A 22,777-nucleotide genomic window follows, 5' to 3' on the forward strand; every position below is an offset into this window, starting at 1 on the left:
GGCTTAAGCTCTTTGATCCGTGCTTATTAGCCCCTTACCCAGTAAGGGGCTTTTTTTCGGCCCGGATTATTTCACCTACTTTCAATGGGAGTATTTATGGCCAAAAATTCGCGTTCTCAATGGATAGCCAAAAATCTACAGCGTTTACTGAATGTGGGGTTGATTGCATTGGCCGCTATTTTGGTGGTCTTTTTGATAAAAGAAACCTTCCATCTTGGTAAGGTCTTATTCGTCAATAATCAGGATGCATCTTCTTACATGCTGATTGAAGGGATTGTAATTTATTTCCTGTACTTTGAGTTTATTGCTTTGATTGTTAAGTATTTTGAGTCGGGTTATCACTTCCCGTTGCGCTATTTTATCTATATCGGCATCACCGCGATTATCCGCTTGATCATCGTTGATCATGAAAACCCAATCGATACATTAATTTATTCTGGTTCGATATTGTTGCTGGTGGTGACGTTGTATTTGGCGAATACCGAAAGATTAAAAAGAGAATAAAAATGGCGGCCATTACGGCCGCCCTAAAGACACAGTACCAGAGGGAAAAAATACCCTTCTTACTTGAAATTGTAGCTTTGTTTACTGCACTCTCTCACCCGAATCACTGACCTAAGTCAGCTCATCGGGCTTCACTCGTTTGTTGCCTTGCTACAATTCCAATTACTTTGGGTATTGGGTGATGAAATTTAGAATGATGATATCGTTAACCCTTCACCCCACCGGCCGTTAAGCCACCTACCAGCCAGCGTTGTGCCAGCAGGAAGACTGCGGTGATGGGAATGGCAGACAGTACCGCAGCAGCGGCGAAATCGCCCCACAGATAGTTTTGCGGATTCAGATATTGCTGCATACCCACCGCCAGCGTGTAGCTGTTCACATCACGCAATAGCAGTGATGCCACCGGGACTTCGGTGATAGCAGCGATAAACGACAGAATAAACACCACGGCTAAAATCGGTACCGACAGGGGTAACAGCACCAGTCGGAAAGCTTGCCATGGGGTTGCGCCATCCAGTGCCGCGGCTTCTTCCAGTGAGTTATCAATGGTTTCGAAATAGCCTTTGATGGTCCAGACGTGCAGGGCGATGCCGCCCATATAAGCAAAAATCACCCCGCCGTGGGTATTCAGCCCGATAAATGGCAGATACTGTCCGATACGGTCGAATAAAGCATATAACGCCACCAGTGACAGCACTGCTGGGAACATCTGGAAGATCAACATGCCTTTCAGCAGGGTGCTTTTACCGCGAAAACGCATGCGGGCAAAGGCGTAAGCGCAGGTAGTGGAGAGCGTGACAATCCCAATGGCGGTAATGACCGCAATCTTGATGGAGTTCCATAACCACAACATCACCGGGAACGGCGGTGGGGTTACGCTACCATCAGCGTGAGTCACACTCATACCCAGCGCCAGTTTCCAGTGTTCCCATGAAATCTGATCTGGGATCAGGCTACCGGTCGCAAAGTTGCCGGGCCGCAGCGAGATGGTAATTACCATCAGTAACGGGAACATAATCAGCGCGATAAAGCACAACATCAGAAAATGAGTGCCCCATAGACGCAAACGCTGGGATTTAGGTTGAACCATTGCCATTTGCATCTCCTCCTTAGTCAAAGTTCATTTTGCTGGCTTTCAGATTCAGTATCGCGAGCGCGCCGACCAGAATGAAAATCAGGGTGGCAATCGCTGCCGCCAAGCCAAAGTCCTGGCCGCCGCCCCCTTCAAAGGCAATACGGTAGGTGTAGCTGACCAGCAAGTCGGTATAGCCTGCTGGCGTGGTGGTGCCAATCATATCCGGGCCGCCATTGGTCAATAACTGAATCAACACAAAGTTGTTAAAGTTAAAGGCGAAGCTGGCAATCATCAGCGGTGTCAGCGGCTTAATCAGCAGTGGCAACGTGATACGGAAGAAGTTCTGGAACGGGCCTGCGCCATCCATTGCCGAGGCTTCATATAAGTCCTCGGGAATCGCTTTGAGTAGCCCCATGCACAGAATCATCATGTAGGGATAGCCGAGCCAGGTGTTGACGATCAAAATCATGCTTTTCGCGGTAATAGGGTCACTGAACCAGGCGGGCTTGATGCCAAACAGGCTACTTAGCATCAGGTTGATTTCACCAAAGCTTTGGTTAAATAACCCTTTGAAAATCAAGATTGAAATAAACGACGGTACCGCATAGGGCAGTATTAACAGCACGCGATAAACCGCTTTGCCTTTCAACGAGTCCCATTGCACCACGCAGGCTAAAACCATACCGACGGCAACGGTCAGTACCACGGTCAGTAGCGAGAAAATAATGGTCCAGATAAAGATGGAGATAAAAGGCTTCTGTATCCCTTCATCATGCAGCACCCGCAGGAAGTTTTTCCAGCCGATAGTGACAGTAAAGCCGGGACTGAGTTTTTCGTTTTGCCACTGGCCGTCGGCGTTAATGGCTTGGTAAAAACCGACATCAGGGTTTGGCCGATAGATAACCCCGGTTTGCTGATTGAGCAGCTCTTTACCGTCAGCGCCCAGTTTATAGAGCGGGCTGGTCGCTGAAAACTGGCGCAGTGAACTCATGCGCAGTTCGCCACCACTGGGCAGCAGTGCCACCAACTCAGCGAGTGCCTGGCGATTCTGAGTAATGATACGCAGTGACGCGCGTTCGCCGGTCTGTTCAGTGCTGGTGGGGGCGACTGTGATTTTTTTCTCACCCGTCGTATCAAGGCTGAAAGGTGCGGAAATCAGAACAGAGCTGTCATCAGGGTTGGTAAGCTGCAAACGCCATTGGTTATCACTGGGATAAAGGCCAAAGGTAAAGGTTTTACCGGTCTGAAACTGCCGATCCATTAGTACTGATTGGGCACGCTCAAAGGTTAATTGGTTGGTACTGCTGTAGTTGGTAAAAGCAATAGCGATAGTGCAAATCAGTGGGAACAGCACAAACAGCCCCATACCTGCCACGCCGGGATAAACATAGCGCCAGGCATAGGCGCGACGATTGGCAAAGACATACAGCCCCAGACTCACCAAAATTAGCGTCACGATGGCAAAAAGATATTCACCCTGAGCATACATCAAGACGATCAAGTAGCAGGTGAATAGACTTAATGTGCCGATAATCAGCCATTTAAGCACATCACTCTGCCACCAGGCGGTTTTCTTTTTACGACTTTCGAACTCGGTGTGGGATAACTGCATAATATTCCCTTCGTACTTTGAGTATTGTTATAGTGTTACAGCAAGTGGTGCTGGGCACGACGAATCGTGCCCTTTTGCAGGTGAAACTGTTATTTGGTAATACGCGTTGCTGCGTCGTTCAATGCCGCTTCAACTGTCTGACGCCCGCTGATGGCGTTCAGTACCGCACTGCGGGTGGCATACCAGAAAGCCGCCATTTGTGGAATATTTGGCATGATTTCACCCTTGGTGGCGTTATCCATGGTTGCAGCAATGCGTGGATCTTTTGCCAGTTGTTCCTGGAATGATTTCAGTGCCACTGCGCCCAGAGGTTTGTCTTTATTCACTTCAGCCAGACCCTGATCAGTTAACAGGTAGTTCTCCAGGAATTCAGTTGCCAGTTCTTTATTCGGGCTGGCGGCGTTAATACCGGCAGTCAACACGCCGACGAACGGTTTGGATGGCTGACCGTGGAAGGTTGGCAACAAGGTCACACCGTAATTGATTTTGCTCTTATCAATGTTGGACCATGCCCATGGGCCATTGATGGTCATTGCTGTTTCGCCTTTGTTGAAGGCCGCTTCTGCAATGGAGTAATCTGTATCGGCATTGATGTGCTTGTTCTTCACCAGATCGACAATAAATTGTAGACCCGCTTTCGCGCCAGCATTGTTCACGCCAACGTTTTTCACATCATATACACCGTTTTCGAGTTTGAAGGCATAGCCACCGTCAGCGGCGATAACCGGCCAGGTGAAGTACGGTTCTTGTAGGTTCCACATGATGGCGCTCTTGCCATTGGCACGCAGGGTTTTATCCAGCGCTGGGATTTCTTCCCACGTTTTTGGTGCTTCTTTCACTAAGTCTTTATTGTAAATCAGAGACAGTGCTTCAACCGCGACCGGGTAACCAATCAGTTTGCCATTAAAGCGAACGGCGTCCCAAGTGAACGGGAACAGTTTGTCTTGGAAGGCTTTAGAAGGGTGTAGCTCAGCCAGTAAACCGGATTGTGCGTAACCGCCAAAGCGGTCATGAGCCCAGAAGATAATGTCCGGGCCATCGCCAGTGGCAGCCACTTGCGGGTATTTTTCTTCCAATTTATCTGGATGCTCGATAGTGACTTTGATGCCGGTATCTTTCTCGAACTTCTTACCGACTTCCGCCAACCCGTTATAACCTTTATCGCCATTGATCCAGATAACCAGTTTACCTTCTTCAATCTTGGCAAAAGCAGAGGAAGAGAGCACCAGCGTGGCTAATGCTGAAAGAGCCAAAACACGTGCGGTCTTACCAATGCCGGATTTTGTGAAGCTGCGAGTCATAATCCAATCCTTTTATCCAATTTTGTGGGTATCGACTTTCTTGTGAATCATTAGCTGCGAATTCTGTAGCCCATTTTCAGGCTGGTGTAGCCGTGAATCACTAAGTGAGGAGGGTGTGGCAGCGCTGCAAAAAATGTTGGGCTGCAAATTATTTATTACACTGACCAAAACACTACGCCGACATATTGAGTCACAACCGGATACACCATCATCCTCCCCCCCTCTACGCCCCCCAGTAGGTTATTGTGACCCAGTTAACACTGCTGGCTATTCTGTGGTGTCAGACACATTAATGCAGGTCGAAATTTGCAAGCCAGATCACGTATTTGTCTTTCCAGTGGAACTTCCGCCCACGCGGGTCGTTCCCTCATCCTCCCATCTCCTCCCCCATGAAAAACTTTGTTACGGATGATTACCAAATAGTGCCACTCGCGCACTATCGGCAGCATTGAAACACCGTCGCCAACAAAATGTGGTTGTTCGGTTAATTATCACCCAGACAGATCAGCACCTTGAAGCGTTAAGCAATGTGCAGCCCTATACTCAGGCCGCGACGTCGTCCGAGGCAACCTGCTCTAAGCATGGCGGTACGACGCGCAGTGCGACGAGAGTCATCAGGGGCTGGGAGTAATCGATGGGTTATGCCGGGGTTTGCTTCCGCCATTTTTCTTCATTCAGGTTCATATGAAAAGTTGTTTGCGTAAGCAAAGGAGTAACAGATGGCTAATGTAACGCTGAGCGGCGTTTATAAGGCCTTTGGTGAGGCGGTGATCTCCAGAGATATCAATCTGGAAATCGATGACGGTGAGTTTGTGGTGTTTGTTGGCCCATCAGGGTGTGGAAAGTCAACGCTGCTGCGGATGATTGCCGGTCTTGAGGACATAACCTCGGGTGAGTTGCTGATTGGTGGCAAACGGATGAACGAAGTGCCGCCATCTGAACGCGGTATTGGCATGGTGTTTCAGTCATATGCACTTTATCCCCATCTGTCGGTAGCAGAGAACATGTCGTTCGGTCTGAAATTGGCGGGTGCGAAGAAAGCCGAAATTAACCAACGGGTGAATCAGGTAGCCGAAGTGCTGCAACTGGCTCACCTGCTGGACCGGCGGCCAAAAGCGCTATCCGGTGGTCAACGCCAGCGTGTGGCAATTGGCCGGACACTGGTCGCTGAGCCGGATGTATTCCTGCTCGATGAACCCCTGTCCAACCTGGATGCGGCACTGCGGGTGCAGATGCGCATTGAGATCTCGCGCCTCCACAAGCGCCTGCAACGCACCATGATTTACGTCACCCATGACCAAGTGGAAGCGATGACGCTGGCAGACAAGATTGTGGTGCTGGATGCCGGCAATGTTGCGCAGGTCGGCAAGCCGCTGGAGCTGTATCACTACCCAGCTAATCGCTTTGTCGCGGGCTTTATTGGCTCGCCAAAAATGAATTTTTTACCGGTTAAAGTGACCGCCGTTGAACCTCGTCAGGTACAGATTGAACTGCCAAATCCAAATGGCCAGTTAGTGTGGCTGCCGGTGGAAGGTACTCAGGTTCAGGTCGGTGCAAATATGTCTTTGGGTATTCGCCCGGAACATCTGCTGCCAAGCAGTGCCTCTGAAGTCACGCTGGAAGGTGAGATTCAGGTGGTAGAGCAACTGGGTAATGAAACTCAAATTCACATCCAAATCCCGGCAATACGTCAGAACCTGGTCTACCGCCAGAACGACGTGGTGCTGGTAGAAGAAGGTGCAACATTCGCTATTGGCCTGCCGCCGCAACGCTGTCATCTGTTCCGTGAGGACGGCACTGCGTGTAAGCGGTTGTACCAGGAACTGGGCGTCTAGCCAAAGCAGAATGTAAAGCACGCATGCCGACAGGCAAATATAACAGGAGATTACTGATGACTACTCTGCGCAAGTTACCGATAGCACTGGCTGTTGCCGCTGGTGTTCTTTCTACTCAAGCTATGGCTGTTGATTTCCACGGGTATGCACGTTCCGGTATCGGTTGGACAGGAAGCGGTGGCGAACAGCAATGTTTCAAAGCCACTGGCGCCCAAAGTAAATACCGTCTGGGTAACGAGTGTGAAACGTATGCGGAAATTAAATTAGGCCAGGAATTGTGGAAAGAAGGCGACAAGAGCTTCTACTTCGATACCAACGTGGCGTATTCCGTTTCACAACAGAATGACTGGGAGTCAACATCTCCTGCATTCCGTGAGGCTAACGTGCAGGGTAAAAACCTGATCGAATGGTTACCGGGTTCCACCATGTGGGCCGGTAAACGCTTCTATCAACGTCATGACGTCCATATGATTGACTTCTACTACTGGGATATCTCAGGTCCAGGTGCAGGTGTAGAAGCTATTGATCTGGGCTTCGGTAAGTTATCTCTGGCAGCAACCCGTAACTCAGAAGCGGGTGGTTCAAGTGCCTGGATCGATAATGCCCGTAAAGATGCTGACCACACTGCTAATGATGTGTTCGATGTGCGTTTAGCCGGTTTAGAAACTAACCCAGGCGGCACTTTGGAGTTTGGTGTGGATTATGGCCGCGCCAATACTCAGGACGACTACGCGTTAGCTCCTGATGCCTCTAAAGATGGTGTCATGCTGACGGTTGAACATACCCAAAGCATGATGGGGGGCTTTAACAAGTTCGTGGTGCAATACGCAACAGATTCAATGACATCATCACAATCAGGTCACTCTGAAGGTGCAAACGTTAATAACAACGGTAACAGATTACGTGTTATCGACCACGGTGCCATCAACCTGGCTGAGAAGTGGGACATGATGTACGTCGCGTTGTATCAGGACACTGACTGGGACAACCAAAACGGCACCACTTGGTACAGCGTGGGGGTGCGTCCGATGTACAAATGGACCCCAATCATGAGTACCTTGCTGGAAGCGGGCTACGACAATGTTAAGTCACAACGTACCGGTGACCGTAACGGCCAGTACAAACTGACTCTGGCACAACAGTGGCAGGCAGGCGATAGCATCTGGTCACGCCCGGCAATTCGTGTCTTCGCAACTTATGCCAACTGGGATGAGAAGTGGGGCTATAACGATGTCAGCGGTAGCGCGGACAACGGTCTGGCACAAAACGGGACTATCGGTACTGATAGCCGCGGTAAGAGCAACGAAGTCACCTTTGGTGCGCAATTCGAAGCTTGGTGGTAACAGCATGATGCAGCCGCCCTTTGGGGCGGCTGTTTGATTGTTTAAACAAGAAAAGTGAGATGCCCTAAATAATTCGAGTTGCAGCCAACGCCCATGCAGCTTGAAGTATGACGGGGATTTGGTTAACTCTGCCGACCTTGCCTGTGCACAGTTAGCGCTGACGCTCAATGTATGAGGGTAATAACAATGAAAAAGAATCTACTGTCACTTTGTCTGGCATTGGTTTTAGGGGTTACAGCACCTCTGGCGGTGCAAGCAGAGTCAACTATTTCTCCGGCGAATGTTTCTATCGCGCCGACGATCAGTACCGCCACCTTACAGCAGTTACCATGGCAGCCATTAGTGCCACCGACTACGCAGGACATCAAACTGACTGCGGCGAGTCCACAAATCTCTCAAGGGAATATTGAAGGGGCTGTTGCCGCTTTTGCTTTACCCGCCGATCGTGGATCGATGGAGATTACACTTAGCAGTTTAGTGACTGATAATCAGCTCTTTTCCCCTAGCGTTTTAGTGCTGGACGAGCAAATGCGCCCAGCGGCTTACTATCCATCCAGCTATTTCACTTATGAAAAAGCGGGCATTATGACCAGTGATCGTCTGCAAGGGGTGATGAAACTGACCCCGGCACTGGGCCAGAAACAAATTTATCTGCTGGTTTATACCACCCGTGACGATTTAGCAAAAACCACCAAGTTACTTGATCCGGCTAAAGCTTATGCCATGGGTGTCGGCAATGCGGTACCGGATATCCCAGATCCTATTGCGAAACACACCCCGACAGGCAACCTGAAAATCAAGGCAACTGCTGAGCAGGGGATGGGTAACGTTATGATTGGCTTAATACAGTCAGCACCGGCTTCGGCTCCAGTCGTGGTCGGCAGTGCGGTTCAACCTACGCCAGCCGCAGTACCCGCACCGATAAAACCTGCGGAGCCAATGCTGAGCGACACTGAAAACTACTTCAACCAGGCGATTAAAGATGCGGTGAAAGCCGGTGATGTCGATAAGGCGCTGAAATTGTTGAACGAGGCGGAACATTTGGGCTCAACTTCAGCCCGAAAAACCTTTATTGGTAGTGTAAAAGGCAAGGGTTAAATCCCGGCACTGCCGAATATGGCTAGATGGTTGGTGCGCTTTGGCGCACCTTTTTTCGTTGGGTCTTATATACAGCTACTGCTGCTCGCAACGCCTCGTTTTGCTATTGGTTATCTTCGCGACACCTTGTTTTGGTTAATTCTGCTTTAAATCTCAAACTCACTTATTTAGTTTTTTGCTAGAAAGAAAAAGATTAAATGAGAATTTAAAAGGCATGCGATTGAGCTTGCGCCGATATCATAAATTGAATGACGGTTTATTGTTTATCCATTCAAATTAAGGTGCTATTGATGCCGAAGGAAAACCAACTCTGCCTATCGGCCACGCTACAGTCGTGGCCGATTCCATTTATGGCGCAACCGTGGGCCCCGCCGATCACAGAAGATAATCTTTCATTGTTAACTATGAGTTCTATCATGGCTCAGTTTACATCCCTTCAGGAAGAGAAGATATTGCCATTAAAGGTGACGGCAAGAGACCATGAGTTATTAGAAAAGATGGCACAAGAGCTGCCCAATGTAAGTTCGACGTCGGATCCTGTTTTCAGTCAGGCGATGCAGTTAATTGATAGTGCCAGAGTCCTGGATCAGAAAACGTGGACGCAACAATTTCCAGCAATCAGTGACGCCCGAGTCGGGCGAATTGTGGATTTTTATCTACAACTCCATGCTGTAGAGGGATTGGAGTTTGCAAATAGTTTAGATGATTTATCACATTTAAGGCCTGGGTTAACCGCGGCTCAAGGGTATGAAAAAGCTCGTGTTATCAGCCTGGAGCGGGATATCCTGTTTAAGTTATGCCAAAAGAGCCTGACACTATCCACAGCAGAAAAACTGACGCCACTCGCCGCCCTGAGTCTTGCCTGGTGGTTGAATCAAGAGTATCAGCCCACGCTGGCTGAATTATCCATGGCAGTTTATCGGCCTGAAAATAAAGAGACCAAGCTTCAGGCGGCGATACTTTATAACCATTCCCATTATGGCAATCGCTATGGTGAAACAGCAGGAATTTCCACTGCGGATTTAAACGATTGGGGGCTGGAGCATCTAGATTCGCCGGAACTAGCGGTTTCCAGAGCGGCCAGGGTGTTAAGGGTTATCCATGAAGGGATGGATGCTCAGCCTACGATATTGCAAGCACCAGAGGCCTATCTTGCTAATGGATTTGCACCGAAAAATGCCCAGGGCAGCTATCTGAAAAAGGAGTCGCTGGAATTGGGGGAAATGATTTTAACCGGATGCGGACAGATTGGATTTGATGCCTGTAGCCAACAGGATTTCACTCAATTTATCGATTTCGAACACGCAGTAGGCAGTTTGGCGTTTTCGCTCAAAACTACACTTAAGTTACATTATCAATTGCAAGGTAGGGCTTTTGATGAGTTGGTAGATAAGAATACCGAGCAACTGTATACATTATTACTTCAGGAAGAAGAGCAATTACATAAGAGCGGTGGAGCGCGCTACAGTCCGACGGCAATCTTCTTATCTCACTTCAGCCAATCTAATGAAGTCGAGCCTCTGACCGTAGAGCAAACGGCTGGTGTCATCAAAAGAATAGCCGGATCAATCGATGTGTCCCATTTGTCTGAGTCAGCTCAAGTCACCTTTAATAGAATAAATCTAATGGTAGACAACGTCGTTGCCGGTACAGCCATTGACGTGGAACATGAAAGATTTGTATCGGACCTTAAATCGCTGGCTCAACTTACTGAGCAAAGCCACCCCTTATATATTTTGGCGCATTATCGACTTTATAAAACAGCGCAAGAAAAAATAGAGCGACAACTCGCTTATCTCGATATGCGTCTAGCCTATCGCCATCTTCCCGCCGCTTTTGATGACGATCAGGCGATAAGAGAGATCCTGACAGAGGCTGGGGTGGAAAAAGTCGATGATTCCAGAGCTTATTATTACCGTTATAGCGACCCGCATAAGCAAAATGATTCACCTGTTAATGAATTTAAACGGCGTCGGGATGCAAGCAATCGCTTTGTCGCCAATATGTCGATGCCTGGTAAGAACGGTAGGTCGATTGATGTTTATAAGACGCTAGATGCGAAAAAAACTGAATATCATGAGTGGATAAAATCGCATCCGGCAGTTCGCTCTCAGGCAATCAAAACATTAATTGAGAAAGGTCAGCGGCCAGAGAGTGGTGCGCTACAAGATAAAATCAATGCCCTTGCCAAGGACTATCGGCCAGAAACTGAAAATTCGCGTTTTTGGCGCACGGCCTGGACATCGTTAGAAGAGAGTTGGGTGTGTAAACTCCCACTACCTAACCCGATGTGTACTATCGCCAGAGTCGAAGGTCCGCGTTCCCGTAACGAAAATGAAAATATGGCAGCGGGTATGGTGGCTATGGTGATGGAGGCGGGTCAGCTCAGGGGAATGGAACGCGGGGTGAAATTGATTGAAAATTCGCCACTGGGCGTAAAGCCATCGGGTCCTTTGGCTCCTCCGTCACGGCCTGTTATACCTTCCCGTTTGCCGGTTGCGGAAGGCGAAGTGATACCAACGCGTCAGACGATACCAAGCCCGCCTGGAAAGCCAGTTGAAGTGCAATGGGTTGAGCTAAAAGATCCACTCGTCTCTGGTGGAATGCGTGAAGCTTGGGTCAGACAGGGGGGCGGCGCGACCTATTGGGAAGTCGACTTAACCACCGGTAAGGACGTGGGTGTTGTCTTGAAACAAGGCCCTGAATTTAGCCGGCAGGGCAGGTTACCAGGGGGCGGGCCCAATCGCTTTACCGAAACTCATATATTAACCAACGCCGACTTTGATTGGCTGGAAGAAAGTGCATTAAGACCCGCCAGCAAAGGGGATGCTCCCTGCGCTTTAACCTCATCGGGCATATTCACTTACCTGAATACCAGTGAAATGAGTTTAGCTGAGAAATTTTTTGGGCCGTTACGTGATAATGTCGCCGCCTCAAGAACCTCCGGAAAATTTTTGCATCAGATTCTTGAACAATTTAAGGCCGAGGGTATTCAAACAGATGTGTCAATATTTCAGAAAAATCTAAGAGACCCTCTGAGTTCCTTTAATCAAGCAATCGAATCATTTCCGGAGAGAGTAAATGTTTATCCTTTGGATTTGAATGCGATAAAAATGGAAATTAGCAGTTTAAAACCTGGCGAAAGTATGATGTTTTTTCCTGAGCGAGCACATGTGATTACCATAGTGCAGACCGCCAACAAAGAAGGGTTGTACGTTTTTGATACAAATTTAATGAATGTAGAACAGCTGAAGTTAATGGATCCTAGGGTAAGAAAGTTCTATAAAGACCTGGTTCCTGAACTGATCATCCAAGAAGACAAAAAATACCTTTCTGGGCAAGATGCAGCAGTGTTACTTGATATGTATTTCAGGTCATCCAGTGAACGTAATAATACTGGTGCTGCAATTATCCGTTATAAGGGACGGACTGCCCAAGCTCATCAATAATAAAGAACAGCGTAATAAAACGACTTCATTTTGTGGGGGGTAATAAAAAGCAACCTGATGTCGCTGGGGAGCTAATCTGCGCTACAATGCCCCCTTATCTACGAATTAGCGGGGGGCGATATTTTCTTCCCAGCAGGGAGCAAACTGCATGTCTACCGGCGATGCATCAATTATAAAACCTATCCAATGGTGTGCCATTGAGCAGCCGAATTTACCAACTGCTATCGCTGATTGGTTGATGGAGTTGGGGTCGATGACCCGGCGTTTTGAGCAGCATTGCCAACGGGTTCATGTCGAACCCCAGCGAGAATGCTTTATTACGCGTAATGAGTTAGGGGAAGATGCGGAGCACTTACCTGTAAGCGAACGCTATTGGCTGCGGGAAATCATTTTGTGTGGTGATAATGAGCCTTGGCTGCTTGGTCGCACGGTTATCCCCGAGCAGACACTGTCTGGGCCGGATAGGGCGCTGGTGGATTTGGGCACCCTCCCACTCGGGCGCTATTTATTTGGTGGGGACAATTTAAGCCGTGATTATATTCAAGTGGGGCGGCAGAATGAACTTTGGGCGCGCCGCTCATTGCTGCGTCTGTCAGGCAAACCCCTGTTACTGACGGAAGTTTTTTTACCGGCCTCGCCACTGTATTCGGTTTAAGCCGTAGTAAGATTTTGGAGATGGATAAATTGAAGGGAAGTACTGTTCAGACCAAATGGCAGGCTTATTGCCGTTTAATGCGGATTGATAAGCCTATTGGCTCGTTATTGCTATTGTGGCCGACGCTGTGGGCATTATGGCTGGCAGGGCAGGGTATCCCAGAAACCAAAATACTGATTGTGTTTGTGTTGGGTGTGTTTTTTATGCGTGCGGCTGGTTGTGTCGTCAATGATTATGCTGACCGAAATATTGATGGCTTTGTAAAACGCACCGCATCCCGCCCGTTACCCAGTGGCATTATCAGTGAACGAGAGAGCAAAATCCTGTTTGTCGTTTTGGTACTGCTCTCGTTTGGTCTGGTGTTAACCCTTAATAGCATGACCATTTGGTTATCATTGGCAGCACTGGCGTTAGCCTGGATTTATCCGTTTATGAAGCGGGTCACTCATCTACCCCAAGTGGTATTAGGCGCAGCTTTTGGTTGGTCAATTCCGATGGGATTCGCTGCGGTGAGTGAGAGCTTACCCTTGGTTTGTTGGCTGTTATTGCTGGCGAACATCTGCTGGACCGTCGCTTATGACACGCAATACGCAATGGTTGATCGCGACGATGACCTGAAAATTGGAGTTAAGTCCACGGCGATTTTATTTGGTCAACATGACAAGCTGATTATAGGTTTACTGCAACTGGCTACACTGGTGTTGATGGTTGCTATCGGCTGGCTGATGGGGTTGGGCGGCGCATTCTATTGGTCAATCCTGCTGGCGGGTGCCTTGTTTATCCACCAACAAAAGATGATTGTGCAGCGTGACCGCGACGCCTGCTTCCGTGCGTTTTTGAATAATAATTACGTAGGGCTGGTGTTGTTTTTAGGGATTCTGATTAGTTATTGGCAGTAAATACGTTTCTGGAAAACAGTCAAAAAAATGGCCAGATGATGAATCCGGCCATTTTTGTTTAGCGGCTTGAGGAATCAATCTTCCGATTTATCCTCTGCCTCGGATTCTGGCCGTTGATTGCTGGTTTCGGCTGGCATACTGACACTCTCGATAGTCAGTTTCACTTCCGGCGTCATCAACGCACTCAGCATATTGTAAACTTCCAACGTATGTTCCTGAACCGCGTCACCACTGTCACTGATATATCCCTCTTCACGCAAGGTACCGACCAGTGTTGAAAATACCGCTTTATCGAAGAATTCTGGTGCGTTAATCCCGTGCAGAACAGACAATCGCTGCGCCATGATACGGCTCTCTTTCTCCAGCGCTCCACGGTTAATGCTCGGATTGGCACTGAGCAGCGACAGGGTAATCGCGTATCGTTGCAGGGTTTCCCGCACACCGGCGGCCAGTAATTGCAGTGGGCGAATTCGGGCCGGATTCAGCACTAGTTCGGTCCCTTTGTCACAAATCAACTGCTGGCGGGCCAGTTCATCTATCAGCGTGTCCAGCGTCTGTGGTAACTGCTCTTTGCTGTAATGCAGGAACAGTTCAGCTTTCAACATCGGATAAATCATACTGATTTGGCGCAACAATTCGTCACGGGTAATGCGGCGGTGGTACATCACCATGCTGGCTATCAGTGACGGTAGCATCAGTAAGTGCTGGATATTATTGCGATAATAGGTCATCAGCACGGCTTGTTCCCGTGGCAGGATGATAATGTCACCAATGTTGTCTTTCTCCACCTCAAACTTATTCATATTCAAGGCGTGATTAAGTAACTCTTCCGGTGTTTTATCCGGCACAGTGACATCTTTCGCATAAGGCACATTACGCATCAGTTGCAGATAGCAATCAAGTTGCTCAAGCAACTGCTCACGGGTGAGTGAACGCTGACGTGAGGCTAACAATGCGGTAGAACACAAGTTCATGGCATTCGCTGCTGCCGCATTATTTATTCTCACCATGATCTTACCGGCCAAATCATTTACCGCCGGTGTCAGCCAGCTTGGGCGCTGAGCTTCAATCGGATCAATGGCATCACGCCATTGCGGTACATTGGTGTTCAGATAGGTGGTCAACGGGATCGGTTCACCAAAGTTGACATAGCCCTGACCGAGGTTACGCAACTTACGCAAGCCCCGCAGCATCTGCAACAGGCTCTCTTTCTCTTTGGTCGCACCACGCAGCTCTTTGGCATAGGTACCCACTTCCATCACATGTTCGTAACCGATATAAATCGGCACCAAAGTGATTGGACGTGAGCCACCACGCAACATCGCCTGAATGGTCATCGACAGTGTGCCAGTTTTTGGCTCCAGCAGGCGGCCGGTACGTGAGCGGCCTCCTTCAACAAAGTATTCAACTGAATAACCACGGGTGAACAGTTCACCTAAATACTCGCGGAAAACCGTTGAATAGAGTTTGTTGCCTTTAAAGGTGCGACGAATAAAGAACGCGCCCAAACGGCGGAAGATAGGCCCGGCAGGCCAGAAGTTAAGGTTAATCCCGGCGGCAATATGCGGCGGCACCAGCCCTTGATGATAAAGCACGTAGGAGAGCAGCAGATAATCCATATGGCTGCGATGACAAGGCACATAGACGATTTCATGGCCATCTTGCGCCAACTGCCGCACCCGTTCTGCATTATGGACGTTAATACCTTGATACAAACGGTTCCACGTCCAGCTCAATACTCTGTCAGACAGGCGCACGGCTTCATATGAGAAGTCGGCTGCGATCTCTTCCATCAGCGTAATGGCATTTTGCTGTGCTTTCTCATGGGAGATTTTCTTGGTCCGCGCTTCATCGGCGACGGCCTTTTCAATCGCCTTTGATGTCAGCAACTTTTTGAACAGATCCTGCCGGGCAGGCAGACTAGGGCCAACCGCTGCCAGGCGTTGACGGGAGAAGTGCATCCGCGCTACGCGAGCCAGTTTGTGGGCGATAGTTTTATCGGTACCGTGCTCGCTGGCCATCCTGCGCAGTGAAACTGTGGTAGAGAAACGCACAAAACTATCGCGACCCAGCCACAATACCGCGAAGAATTTTTGCACTCCGTTAAGCACGCGCAGATGGGGTGTTCCGTGGCCTTCACGCCCCGGCGAACGACCAAACATCACGGAAACCGGTAACATCTGGATATCTAACTCGGGATTATTGCGGTGCAAATCCAGATAGTCGTGGAACAGCTTTACCGATTCCTGTTTAGGCGCGTAGTAGCGAAAGACCCGCGGGCCATTATCGATAAACACATGGCTGGGCAGTTGCACTCCATCGATTTCCAATGGAATCAATGGGTCGGGCAGGTCTTGTGCTTGACACTGCGCTCGCAAAGTCAGCAAATCAGCCTTAGAATTGTAAGGCAAAACGTACAGAATAGGACGAGAGGGGTCTAGCCCTAACTCAGTCACAGGGTCTGCCGGAATAACCTTGCTTTTTACCAACATTTTAAGTGGTAAATTCAATAACTTATAATATATTTTACGCCAACCTGACATAACTACATGAAGCCTCTTGTTAGCAATTCGTCGCAAGGATACCAGAAACTGGTTTTGAGATCTGTGGTGATAAGACAACAGAAAGCGGCAAAAATCATCATTAACTTAAGATAAAGGCAATAAAACATGGCGAATCAATCAACAGGGCTGGCCCGAGTCTATAAAGCGGCCGGTTATTCTGTGAAAGGCTTAACGGCTGCCTGGAAAAACGAAGCGGCATTTCGTCAGGAAGCTGTTGCTGCCATAATCGCTATCATACTGGCCTTCTGGCTGGATGTAGATGCTATCGCACGCCTTTTATTAATTGGTAGCGTGGTTTTAGTGATAATTATCGAAGTCATTAACAGTGCGATTGAGGCGGTAGTGGACAGGATTGGCAGTGAGTTCCATGAGCTATCGGGCCGCGCCAAAGATATGGGGTCCGCGGCGGTATTCCTCGCTATCTTGTTAGCGTTATTTGTTTGGATAACCGTACTTTGCCAGCATGCCGGTTAATGTTATGACGAACAATGCCGCAGAAATAAGCTGTGATTAATCCCTGTTTTTATTCACTCTTTGGTTCCCAACACCCGCTTACCTGTATATACTCACAGCAAGACTGTATAAACAAACAGGGGGCGGAATGAAAGCACTTACTACCAGACAGCAAGAGGTTTATGACCTGGTTCGCGATCACTTAGCGCAAACCGGCATGCCACCGACCCGTGCCGAAATTGCGCAGCGTCTGGGGTTTCGCTCTCCTAACGCCGCTGAAGAGCATTTAAAAGCACTGGCCCGTAAAGGCGTCATTGAGATTGTTTCTGGCGCTTCCCGTGGCATTCGTTTGCTGATGGAAGAAGAAGATGGCCTGCCACTGATTGGTCGGGTTGCCGCAGGTGAACCTTTGCTGGCACAGCAGCATATCGAAGGGCACTACAAAGTAGACCCATCAATGTTTAAACCGAGTGCAGATTTTCTGTTGCGGGTTAATGGGATGTCGATGAGAGATATCGGTATTCTGGATGGCGACCTATTAGCGGTGCATAAAACGCAAGATGTGCGTAACGGGCAAGTTGTAGTGGCACGAATTGATGATGAAGTGACGGTAAAACGCTTGAAAAAACAAGGTAATATCGTACAGCTTTTGCCAGAAAATAGTGAGTTCCAACCGATTATTGTCGATCTGCGCGAACAAAGCTTCACCATTGAAGGATTGGCCGTCGGTGTTATCCGTAATGGTGACTGGATCTAACATTAGCGTTTTATATTGAACTGATAAGCCGTTCCTGCTCAGGAGCGGCTTTTTATTATTAATGACCCCATTAAACGATTCAGACGCCCAAATTAATTGACGTTGCAGGCAGGCAGCCGCAAAGAAGCTCGCTAATTCCGATCAATGCTAACGACAAGTAGATGATTTGGATGACAAATCTGCGGGGAGAAAATTTGAATGCTGCTTGCTGCGGCCTCTCAGAGGTGATGTCTGGGAAGGGGCCAAGTAACAAGTACAGCTAGCCTGCTACAGCTCCAAGTATGGAAAAGTTATTTAGATTGAGACGATTCCGACAATAAGTTATTACCTACTGTTTTAACTGAATAATATCAGTGCTTATTTTTACTTTATAGCTATAATCTCAGTGATTAATATTATCCTGACTTTAATTGCTAGTATCCTCTGCTATAATTATTCGTACGGTAAGCGAAACAACGAAGTTTAATTTTAAATTATGACTGTGAGTGACTAATTTAAATGTGGTTGTTTTTATCAATAGAGAACGTTTATCGTATTGAATTAAATAAACTGACTAATCCCAAGGTAACGGAGATATTATGAATAAAGATCAAGCCGACGGTAACTGGAAGCAGTTTAAAGGTAAAGTGAAAGAAAAATGGGGCAAGCTGACTGACGATGACTTAACGGTAATCGAAGGTAAGCGTGACCAGCTAGTGGGTAAAATCCAGGAGAAATACGGCTATCAGAAAGAGCAAGCCGAGAAAGAAGTCAAAGCCTGGGAAGACCACAGCAAATATCGCTGGTAACAGCATTAAATGGAATTAAACTGATATTGATATAAATTAATCGGGTCTCTCGTTTCATAGAATATGCATTGTTAATCAACCCCGTCTAGTTATTGGTGTATCAACTCCAATTATACTGAAGCGGTGAGGTTATTTTAATAAAAGCTATTCTAGCTCACCTGTATTTATATCTACATCTGCACAAGGACGTGCCTTATTATTAATTATTACCCTGTCGCATTGCTCGCGGCAGTCTACTTTTTGCTAACCGATATATACCCACCAGGGATCTCTATCTATACCCTAAATAATTCGAGTTGCAGGAAGGCGGTAACCGATTTGTACAGCATTTATGCTAGCCCGCTGGGTGAGCCTCAAGGATGAGGCTCATTAATCCCGATGAGCTTACATGAGTAAGTGATTCGGGTTATTGAGAGCAGCCAACACACATGCAGCGTGAAGTATGACGGGTATAAGGCAAAAGTAATTGGAGAGCAGCTAACATTGCTGCAACTTCAATTAGGTACGCAGCTATTTCTTTTTAGTAACAATAGAGTGGTCATGGTCACAATGCTCATGGCTTTCGCATGCTTCAACTTCCCCGCATTCAGCACATAAACCGTGCGCTTCAACCACACTGTGACGCAGCACAAAACCTGATTGTTTTGCTAACTGTGACAATGCCTCTTCAATGCCCACGGTGGTGCGTTCAGTGACTATTTTGCACCGATCACAGATAAATAGCGCTGAAGTATGGGTTGGCTCTTCAAAATGATGACATAGCACATAACTATTAGCTGACTCGACGCGGTGAATAAACCCTTGCTCCAGCAAAAAATCCAATGCGCGATAAACAGTTGGAGGCTTGGCTTGTGGCTCAGACACACGCAACAAATCCAACAGGTCATAGGCACTGATTGCGCCAGGTTGTTGTGCCATTAAGCGTAGTACTTCAAGACGTTGCGGTGTCAGCCGGACGTTACGTTGTTGACACAGACTTTCAGCCTGAGCCAGCAGCTTTTCCTCATCGATAGGTTTCATGATATCCATCCCGCAGCATTTGAATTGAAATGATTTTACCATATTTAGCGTTAATCGCCGATAGGTGAAAAAACGAGGGGAAGGTGGGTATCACACTTTTGTTAATTCACAGGATTCGATGACAGAACGATCAGTCGTAGAGTTCAATTATCACACAGGCAGCTATGGTCAGCTTCTATGGTATAATTACTCATTCCATCCCTTTGTAGGGTTCGCTCGGCGGGCAACTTTAAAGGGTATTTGATGAAATAATAACCGATGAAATCACCGTAAATGCACGCAGCCCAGACTTTTTCCAGCACCCCGGCCAATAAGCCACACTACCCTCTACAACGTTTTTCCGTCGCGCCGATGCTCGATTGGACCGATCGTCATTGCCGTTATTTTCATCGTTTGTTAACCAAGCAGACCTTGTTATATACCGAAATGGTCACCACCGGTGCCATTATTCATGGTAAAGCTGACTATCTGGCTTATAGCGAACAGGATCATCCGGTGGCACTGCAACTTGGAGGCAGTGACCCGCAGGCGCTGGCCCATTGTGCCAAATTGGCTGAACAACGCGGCTACAATGAAATAAACCTAAATGTGGGTTGCCCGTCTGATCGGGTACAAAATGGTCGTTTTGGCGCTTGCCTGATGGGTGAGGCTGAACTGGTCGCTGACTGCATTAAAGCTATGCGCGATGTGGTTTCTATTCCTGTCACCGTTAAAACTCGTATCGGCATTGACCAACTGGATAGCTATGAGTTCTTATGCGAGTTTGTGCAAACGGTGGCGGACCGTGGCGAATGCGATATCTTTACCATTCATGCTCGCAAAGCCTGGCTCTCAGGGCTTAGCCCGAAAGAGAACCGTGAAGTGCCACCGCTGGATTATGAGCGGGTTTATCAGCTCAAGCGTGATTTCCCAACACTGACTATTGCCATTAATGGTGGTGTGAAAACGCTGGCTGAAGCCAAAGAGCATCTTAAACATCTTGATGGGGTAATGATGGGCCGTGAAGCCTACCAAAATCCAAGCATTTTGACCCAAGTGGATCGCGAACTATTTGATGTAAATGCCCCAGTGGTCGATAGCATTAAGGCGATTGAAGCGCTTTATCCTTATATCGAACAGGAGTTGTCTCGCGGCGCTTATTTGGGCCACATCACCCGGCATATTCTTGGGATTTTTCAGGGAATTCCTGGTGCGCGTCAATGGCGTCGCCATCTAAGCGAAAATGCCCATAAGCCTGGTGCTGGCGTTGCTGTAGTAGAGCAAGCCTTAGCGCTGGTCACTCGGCCTTATACCCTTCGTCCTTGAAGTCGCAGGGTTGTTAGCTACGCTAGTGACTCGGCCCATCCGGTGGGCCTCGCAAGGCGAGGCCGCTGCAAGCAGCGTTCAAATCACTTGACTGTGTAAGCTCATCGGGATGCGTTCACTTGCTGCCTACCTGCGACGCCAATTACTTTGAGTATAATAGAATAGTAAATTAGCTATAAGTTAGTCAAATTGACCATGCCTATCCATTTTTCTGGTAGGTATTAATATTACTTAATCATTAAATTCAATGAATTAGCTGATATGTTAAAGTTGGCATGCTTCTTGTAATACTTCTTATAAAATTCCCGATTTGTTCGTTATATTTAATGATGTGGTTGTGGGACATACACAATTATTAAGGAGCCAGCCATGTTTGAAATTCTCTTTGTTATCGGCTTTTTTATCATGCTGATGGTAACCGGTATTTCCCTGTTAGGGATCTTCGCTGCATTACTGGTGGCTGCTGCTTTTATGATGGTAGGGGGCTTATTCGTCATGATGATTAAGCTGCTACCTTGGTTGATTCTGGCGGTTGTGGCCGTCTGGATATGGCGTTCGATGCAGAAACCGATAGTCCGGCGTTACTAAAATTTCCCTTTCTTGCGGTAGCGATCACAGCCTGAAAGATTAGTGGGGCGAATCAGAGGGAAAACGTATTTTTTCTCGGGCGTGCTTGCTAGGATGCTAACCGATACGATTTGGTATCGCATTTTCATCCCTGCCAGAGGTAAAAATAGCCGTATAAACGGCAGTTAGCTCTGACAGAATACGCTGCTGTACCCCTACATGTGCATCAAAGAAAGCGTTGTAAAGAAGGGCTCCCTAATCGGAGCCCTTTGTTTTTTCAACAATATTACCTTAGGAATGGCCAAACAACTCAGGGTATCAGCAAGCTGGATCCTGTGGTCTGGCGGCTTTCTAGGATTTGATGGGCACGGTGAGCATCACGCAACGGGAATTGCTGTGCTTTTGCCACATCGACATTAATGGCTCCGCCAGCAATCAGTGAAAACAGTTCGTGGCTGGCACTTGCTAACTCTTGCCGATTGGTGACATAAGTGTTGAGGGAGGGGCGAGTAACATATAGCCCGCCTTTTTGGTTCAGGATGGCAAGATCTACTCCTGTCACTGGGCCGGAGGCATTACCGAAACTCACCATCAAGCCTCTGCGCTTAAGGCTATTAAGCGAATCCAGCCAGGTACTTTTCCCAACCGAGTCATACACCACACCCACTTTCTCGCCATTAGTCAGCTCTGCCACCCGCTCGGCGATATTTTCTGTACGATAGTTAATCGTGGCCCAGGCGCCAGCGGCTTTTGCCAATTCGGCCTTTTCATCAGAGCCAACACTGCCGATAAGCTTAGCACCAAGCGCTTTCGCCCACTGGCAAGCAATTAGTCCGACACCACCCGCCGCCGCATGGAATAGGAATACCTCACCCGGTTTTATCTCGTGGGTTTGGCGCAACAGATAGTGGACGGTCAGCCCTTTGAGGAATGATGCTGCGGCCTGCTCGAAAGAGATGTTGTCAGGAAGTATGGCAATCTTCTCTGCCGCAACATTATGCACTTCGCTGTAAGCCCCGAGAGCTGATTGGGCATATACCACCCGGTCACCGACATTGATTGTGTTAACCGACGAACCAACTTTAGTGACAATTCCCGCCGCCTCTGTTCCCAACCCACTGGGAAACTGTGATGGTGAATAAAGCCCACTGCGAACATAAGTATCGATATAGTTAATACCGATCGCTTTGTTTTCTACCTGAACTTCATGTGCTGCAGGGTCAGAAGGGGTAAAGTCAAGGTATTGCAACACTTCCGGCCCGCCAGTGGTACTGAATTGGATATGCTTTGCCATGGTAGCTCCTATAGATAGGTGTATTTTCACCCTACAGGGTTCTGCACGGAGTGCCAAGATCTGGCTAATACCGATATGTAATAGGGAATATTATTACCTCTGCGAATAAGACGGTGCGGCAATGTGGGCGGTTTTTTTTTCCTCATCAGCGAACTTTCTGAACTCATCAGCTCCATTCATTTGCGGTCTACCTGCAACTCCAATTACTTTGTGTATATACTAGGCCGTTATATTTTCTATTCGATATTTTCCTATCGC

General features: G+C 48.0%; 18 protein-coding genes and 1 pseudogene. 13 read left to right on the top strand and 6 right to left on the bottom strand.

What is annotated here, in order from left to right; translation table 11 throughout:
* Nucleotides 1–96: 96 nt before the first annotated feature.
* Nucleotides 97–504, top strand: a complete 408-nt coding sequence (gene psiE / locus V1953_RS01550; protein WP_004705335.1) for a phosphate-starvation-inducible protein PsiE — start codon at nt 97–99, stop codon at nt 502–504.
* Nucleotides 505–709: 205 nt separating this feature from the next.
* Here the strand turns inward: psiE and malG are convergent, their stop codons facing one another.
* The 3 genes from malG to malE all read right to left on the bottom strand — a co-directional run bounded on the left by malG (nt 710) and on the right by malE (nt 4,492).
* Nucleotides 710–1,600, bottom strand: coding sequence for a maltose ABC transporter permease MalG (malG, locus tag V1953_RS01555; RefSeq protein ID WP_032907691.1), 891 nt, complete (start codon nt 1,598–1,600; stop codon nt 710–712).
* Nucleotides 1,601–1,613: 13 nt separating this feature from the next.
* Nucleotides 1,614–3,191, bottom strand: coding sequence for a maltose ABC transporter permease MalF (gene malF, locus V1953_RS01560; RefSeq protein ID WP_083162099.1), 1,578 nt, complete (start codon nt 3,189–3,191; stop codon nt 1,614–1,616).
* An 89-nt stretch (nt 3,192–3,280) separates the two neighbouring features.
* Nucleotides 3,281–4,492 (bottom strand): maltose/maltodextrin ABC transporter substrate-binding protein MalE, encoded by a 1,212-nt coding sequence (malE, locus tag V1953_RS01565; protein WP_083162101.1) that lies wholly within the window; start codon nt 4,490–4,492, stop codon nt 3,281–3,283.
* A 472-nt stretch (nt 4,493–4,964) separates the two neighbouring features.
* Here malE and V1953_RS01570 point away from each other — a divergent pair.
* From V1953_RS01570 to ubiA, 7 genes and pseudogenes are all read left to right on the top strand, one after another.
* Nucleotides 4,965–5,196: pseudogene (locus tag V1953_RS01570) on the top strand (hypothetical protein).
* 15 nt (nt 5,197–5,211) lie between these two features.
* Entirely contained in the window at nt 5,212–6,327 is a 1,116-nt protein-coding gene (gene malK / locus V1953_RS01575) for a maltose/maltodextrin ABC transporter ATP-binding protein MalK (protein ID WP_005191494.1), read from the top strand.
* A 56-nt stretch (nt 6,328–6,383) separates the two neighbouring features.
* Nucleotides 6,384–7,670: a maltoporin gene (locus tag V1953_RS01580; protein ID WP_083162103.1), complete on the top strand. Its 1,287-nt coding sequence runs from the start codon at nt 6,384–6,386 to the stop codon at nt 7,668–7,670.
* A 186-nt stretch (nt 7,671–7,856) separates the two neighbouring features.
* A complete protein-coding gene (malM, locus tag V1953_RS01585; protein WP_442850583.1) occupies nt 7,857–8,768 on the top strand; it encodes a maltose operon protein MalM in 912 nt (303 codons plus the stop codon).
* Nucleotides 8,769–9,058: 290 nt separating this feature from the next.
* Nucleotides 9,059–12,217 (top strand): hypothetical protein, encoded by a 3,159-nt coding sequence (locus V1953_RS01590; RefSeq protein ID WP_442850584.1) that lies wholly within the window; start codon nt 9,059–9,061, stop codon nt 12,215–12,217.
* A 148-nt stretch (nt 12,218–12,365) separates the two neighbouring features.
* On the top strand, nt 12,366–12,872 hold the full coding sequence (ubiC, locus tag V1953_RS01595) for a chorismate lyase (protein WP_083162109.1): 507 nt from the start codon (nt 12,366–12,368) through the stop codon (nt 12,870–12,872).
* Between the two features lie 29 nt (nt 12,873–12,901).
* Nucleotides 12,902–13,771 carry a 4-hydroxybenzoate octaprenyltransferase gene (gene ubiA / locus V1953_RS01600; protein WP_083164025.1) on the top strand — a complete coding sequence of 290 codons (870 nt, stop codon included), beginning with the start codon at nt 12,902–12,904 and terminating at the stop codon, nt 13,769–13,771.
* 74 nt (nt 13,772–13,845) lie between these two features.
* Here the strand turns inward: ubiA and plsB are convergent, their stop codons facing one another.
* Entirely contained in the window at nt 13,846–16,314 is a 2,469-nt protein-coding gene (plsB, locus tag V1953_RS01605) for a glycerol-3-phosphate 1-O-acyltransferase PlsB (protein ID WP_372569722.1), read from the bottom strand.
* Nucleotides 16,315–16,440: 126 nt separating this feature from the next.
* Here plsB and V1953_RS01610 point away from each other — a divergent pair, with 126 nt between their 5' ends.
* The 3 genes from V1953_RS01610 to V1953_RS01620 all read left to right on the top strand — a co-directional run bounded on the left by V1953_RS01610 (nt 16,441) and on the right by V1953_RS01620 (nt 18,333).
* On the top strand, nt 16,441–16,809 hold the full coding sequence (locus tag V1953_RS01610) for a diacylglycerol kinase (RefSeq protein ID WP_372569721.1): 369 nt from the start codon (nt 16,441–16,443) through the stop codon (nt 16,807–16,809).
* Nucleotides 16,810–16,936: 127 nt separating this feature from the next.
* Entirely contained in the window at nt 16,937–17,545 is a 609-nt protein-coding gene (lexA, locus tag V1953_RS01615; protein ID WP_005191485.1) for a transcriptional repressor LexA, read from the top strand.
* Nucleotides 17,546–18,123: 578 nt separating this feature from the next.
* The gene (locus tag V1953_RS01620; protein ID WP_004391853.1) at nt 18,124–18,333 is read left to right on the top strand and encodes a CsbD family protein; all 210 of its coding nucleotides are present in this window, start codon (nt 18,124–18,126) and stop codon (nt 18,331–18,333) included.
* A 510-nt stretch (nt 18,334–18,843) separates the two neighbouring features.
* Here V1953_RS01620 and zur read toward each other — a convergent pair.
* Complete coding sequence (zur, locus tag V1953_RS01625) at nt 18,844–19,353, bottom strand: zinc uptake transcriptional repressor Zur (protein ID WP_083164027.1); 510 nt, start codon at nt 19,351–19,353, stop codon at nt 18,844–18,846.
* Nucleotides 19,354–19,626: 273 nt separating this feature from the next.
* Between zur and dusA the strand changes: the two genes are divergently transcribed.
* A complete protein-coding gene (gene dusA, locus V1953_RS01630) occupies nt 19,627–20,658 on the top strand; it encodes a tRNA dihydrouridine(20/20a) synthase DusA (protein ID WP_372560374.1) in 1,032 nt (343 codons plus the stop codon).
* A 369-nt stretch (nt 20,659–21,027) separates the two neighbouring features.
* Nucleotides 21,028–21,246: an envelope stress response protein PspG gene (pspG, locus tag V1953_RS01635; protein ID WP_083162129.1), complete on the top strand. Its 219-nt coding sequence runs from the start codon at nt 21,028–21,030 to the stop codon at nt 21,244–21,246.
* A gap of 289 nt (nt 21,247–21,535) precedes the next feature.
* Here pspG and V1953_RS01640 read toward each other — a convergent pair whose 3' ends face one another.
* Nucleotides 21,536–22,519, bottom strand: a complete 984-nt coding sequence (locus V1953_RS01640; protein ID WP_372560375.1) for a quinone oxidoreductase — start codon at nt 22,517–22,519, stop codon at nt 21,536–21,538.
* Between the last annotated feature and the right edge of the window lie 258 nt (nt 22,520–22,777).

Origin of the sequence: Yersinia sp. 2541 StPb PI, from assembly GCF_052217145.1 — a bacterium.
Lineage (GTDB): Bacteria > Pseudomonadota > Gammaproteobacteria > Enterobacterales > Enterobacteriaceae > Yersinia > Yersinia enterocolitica_E.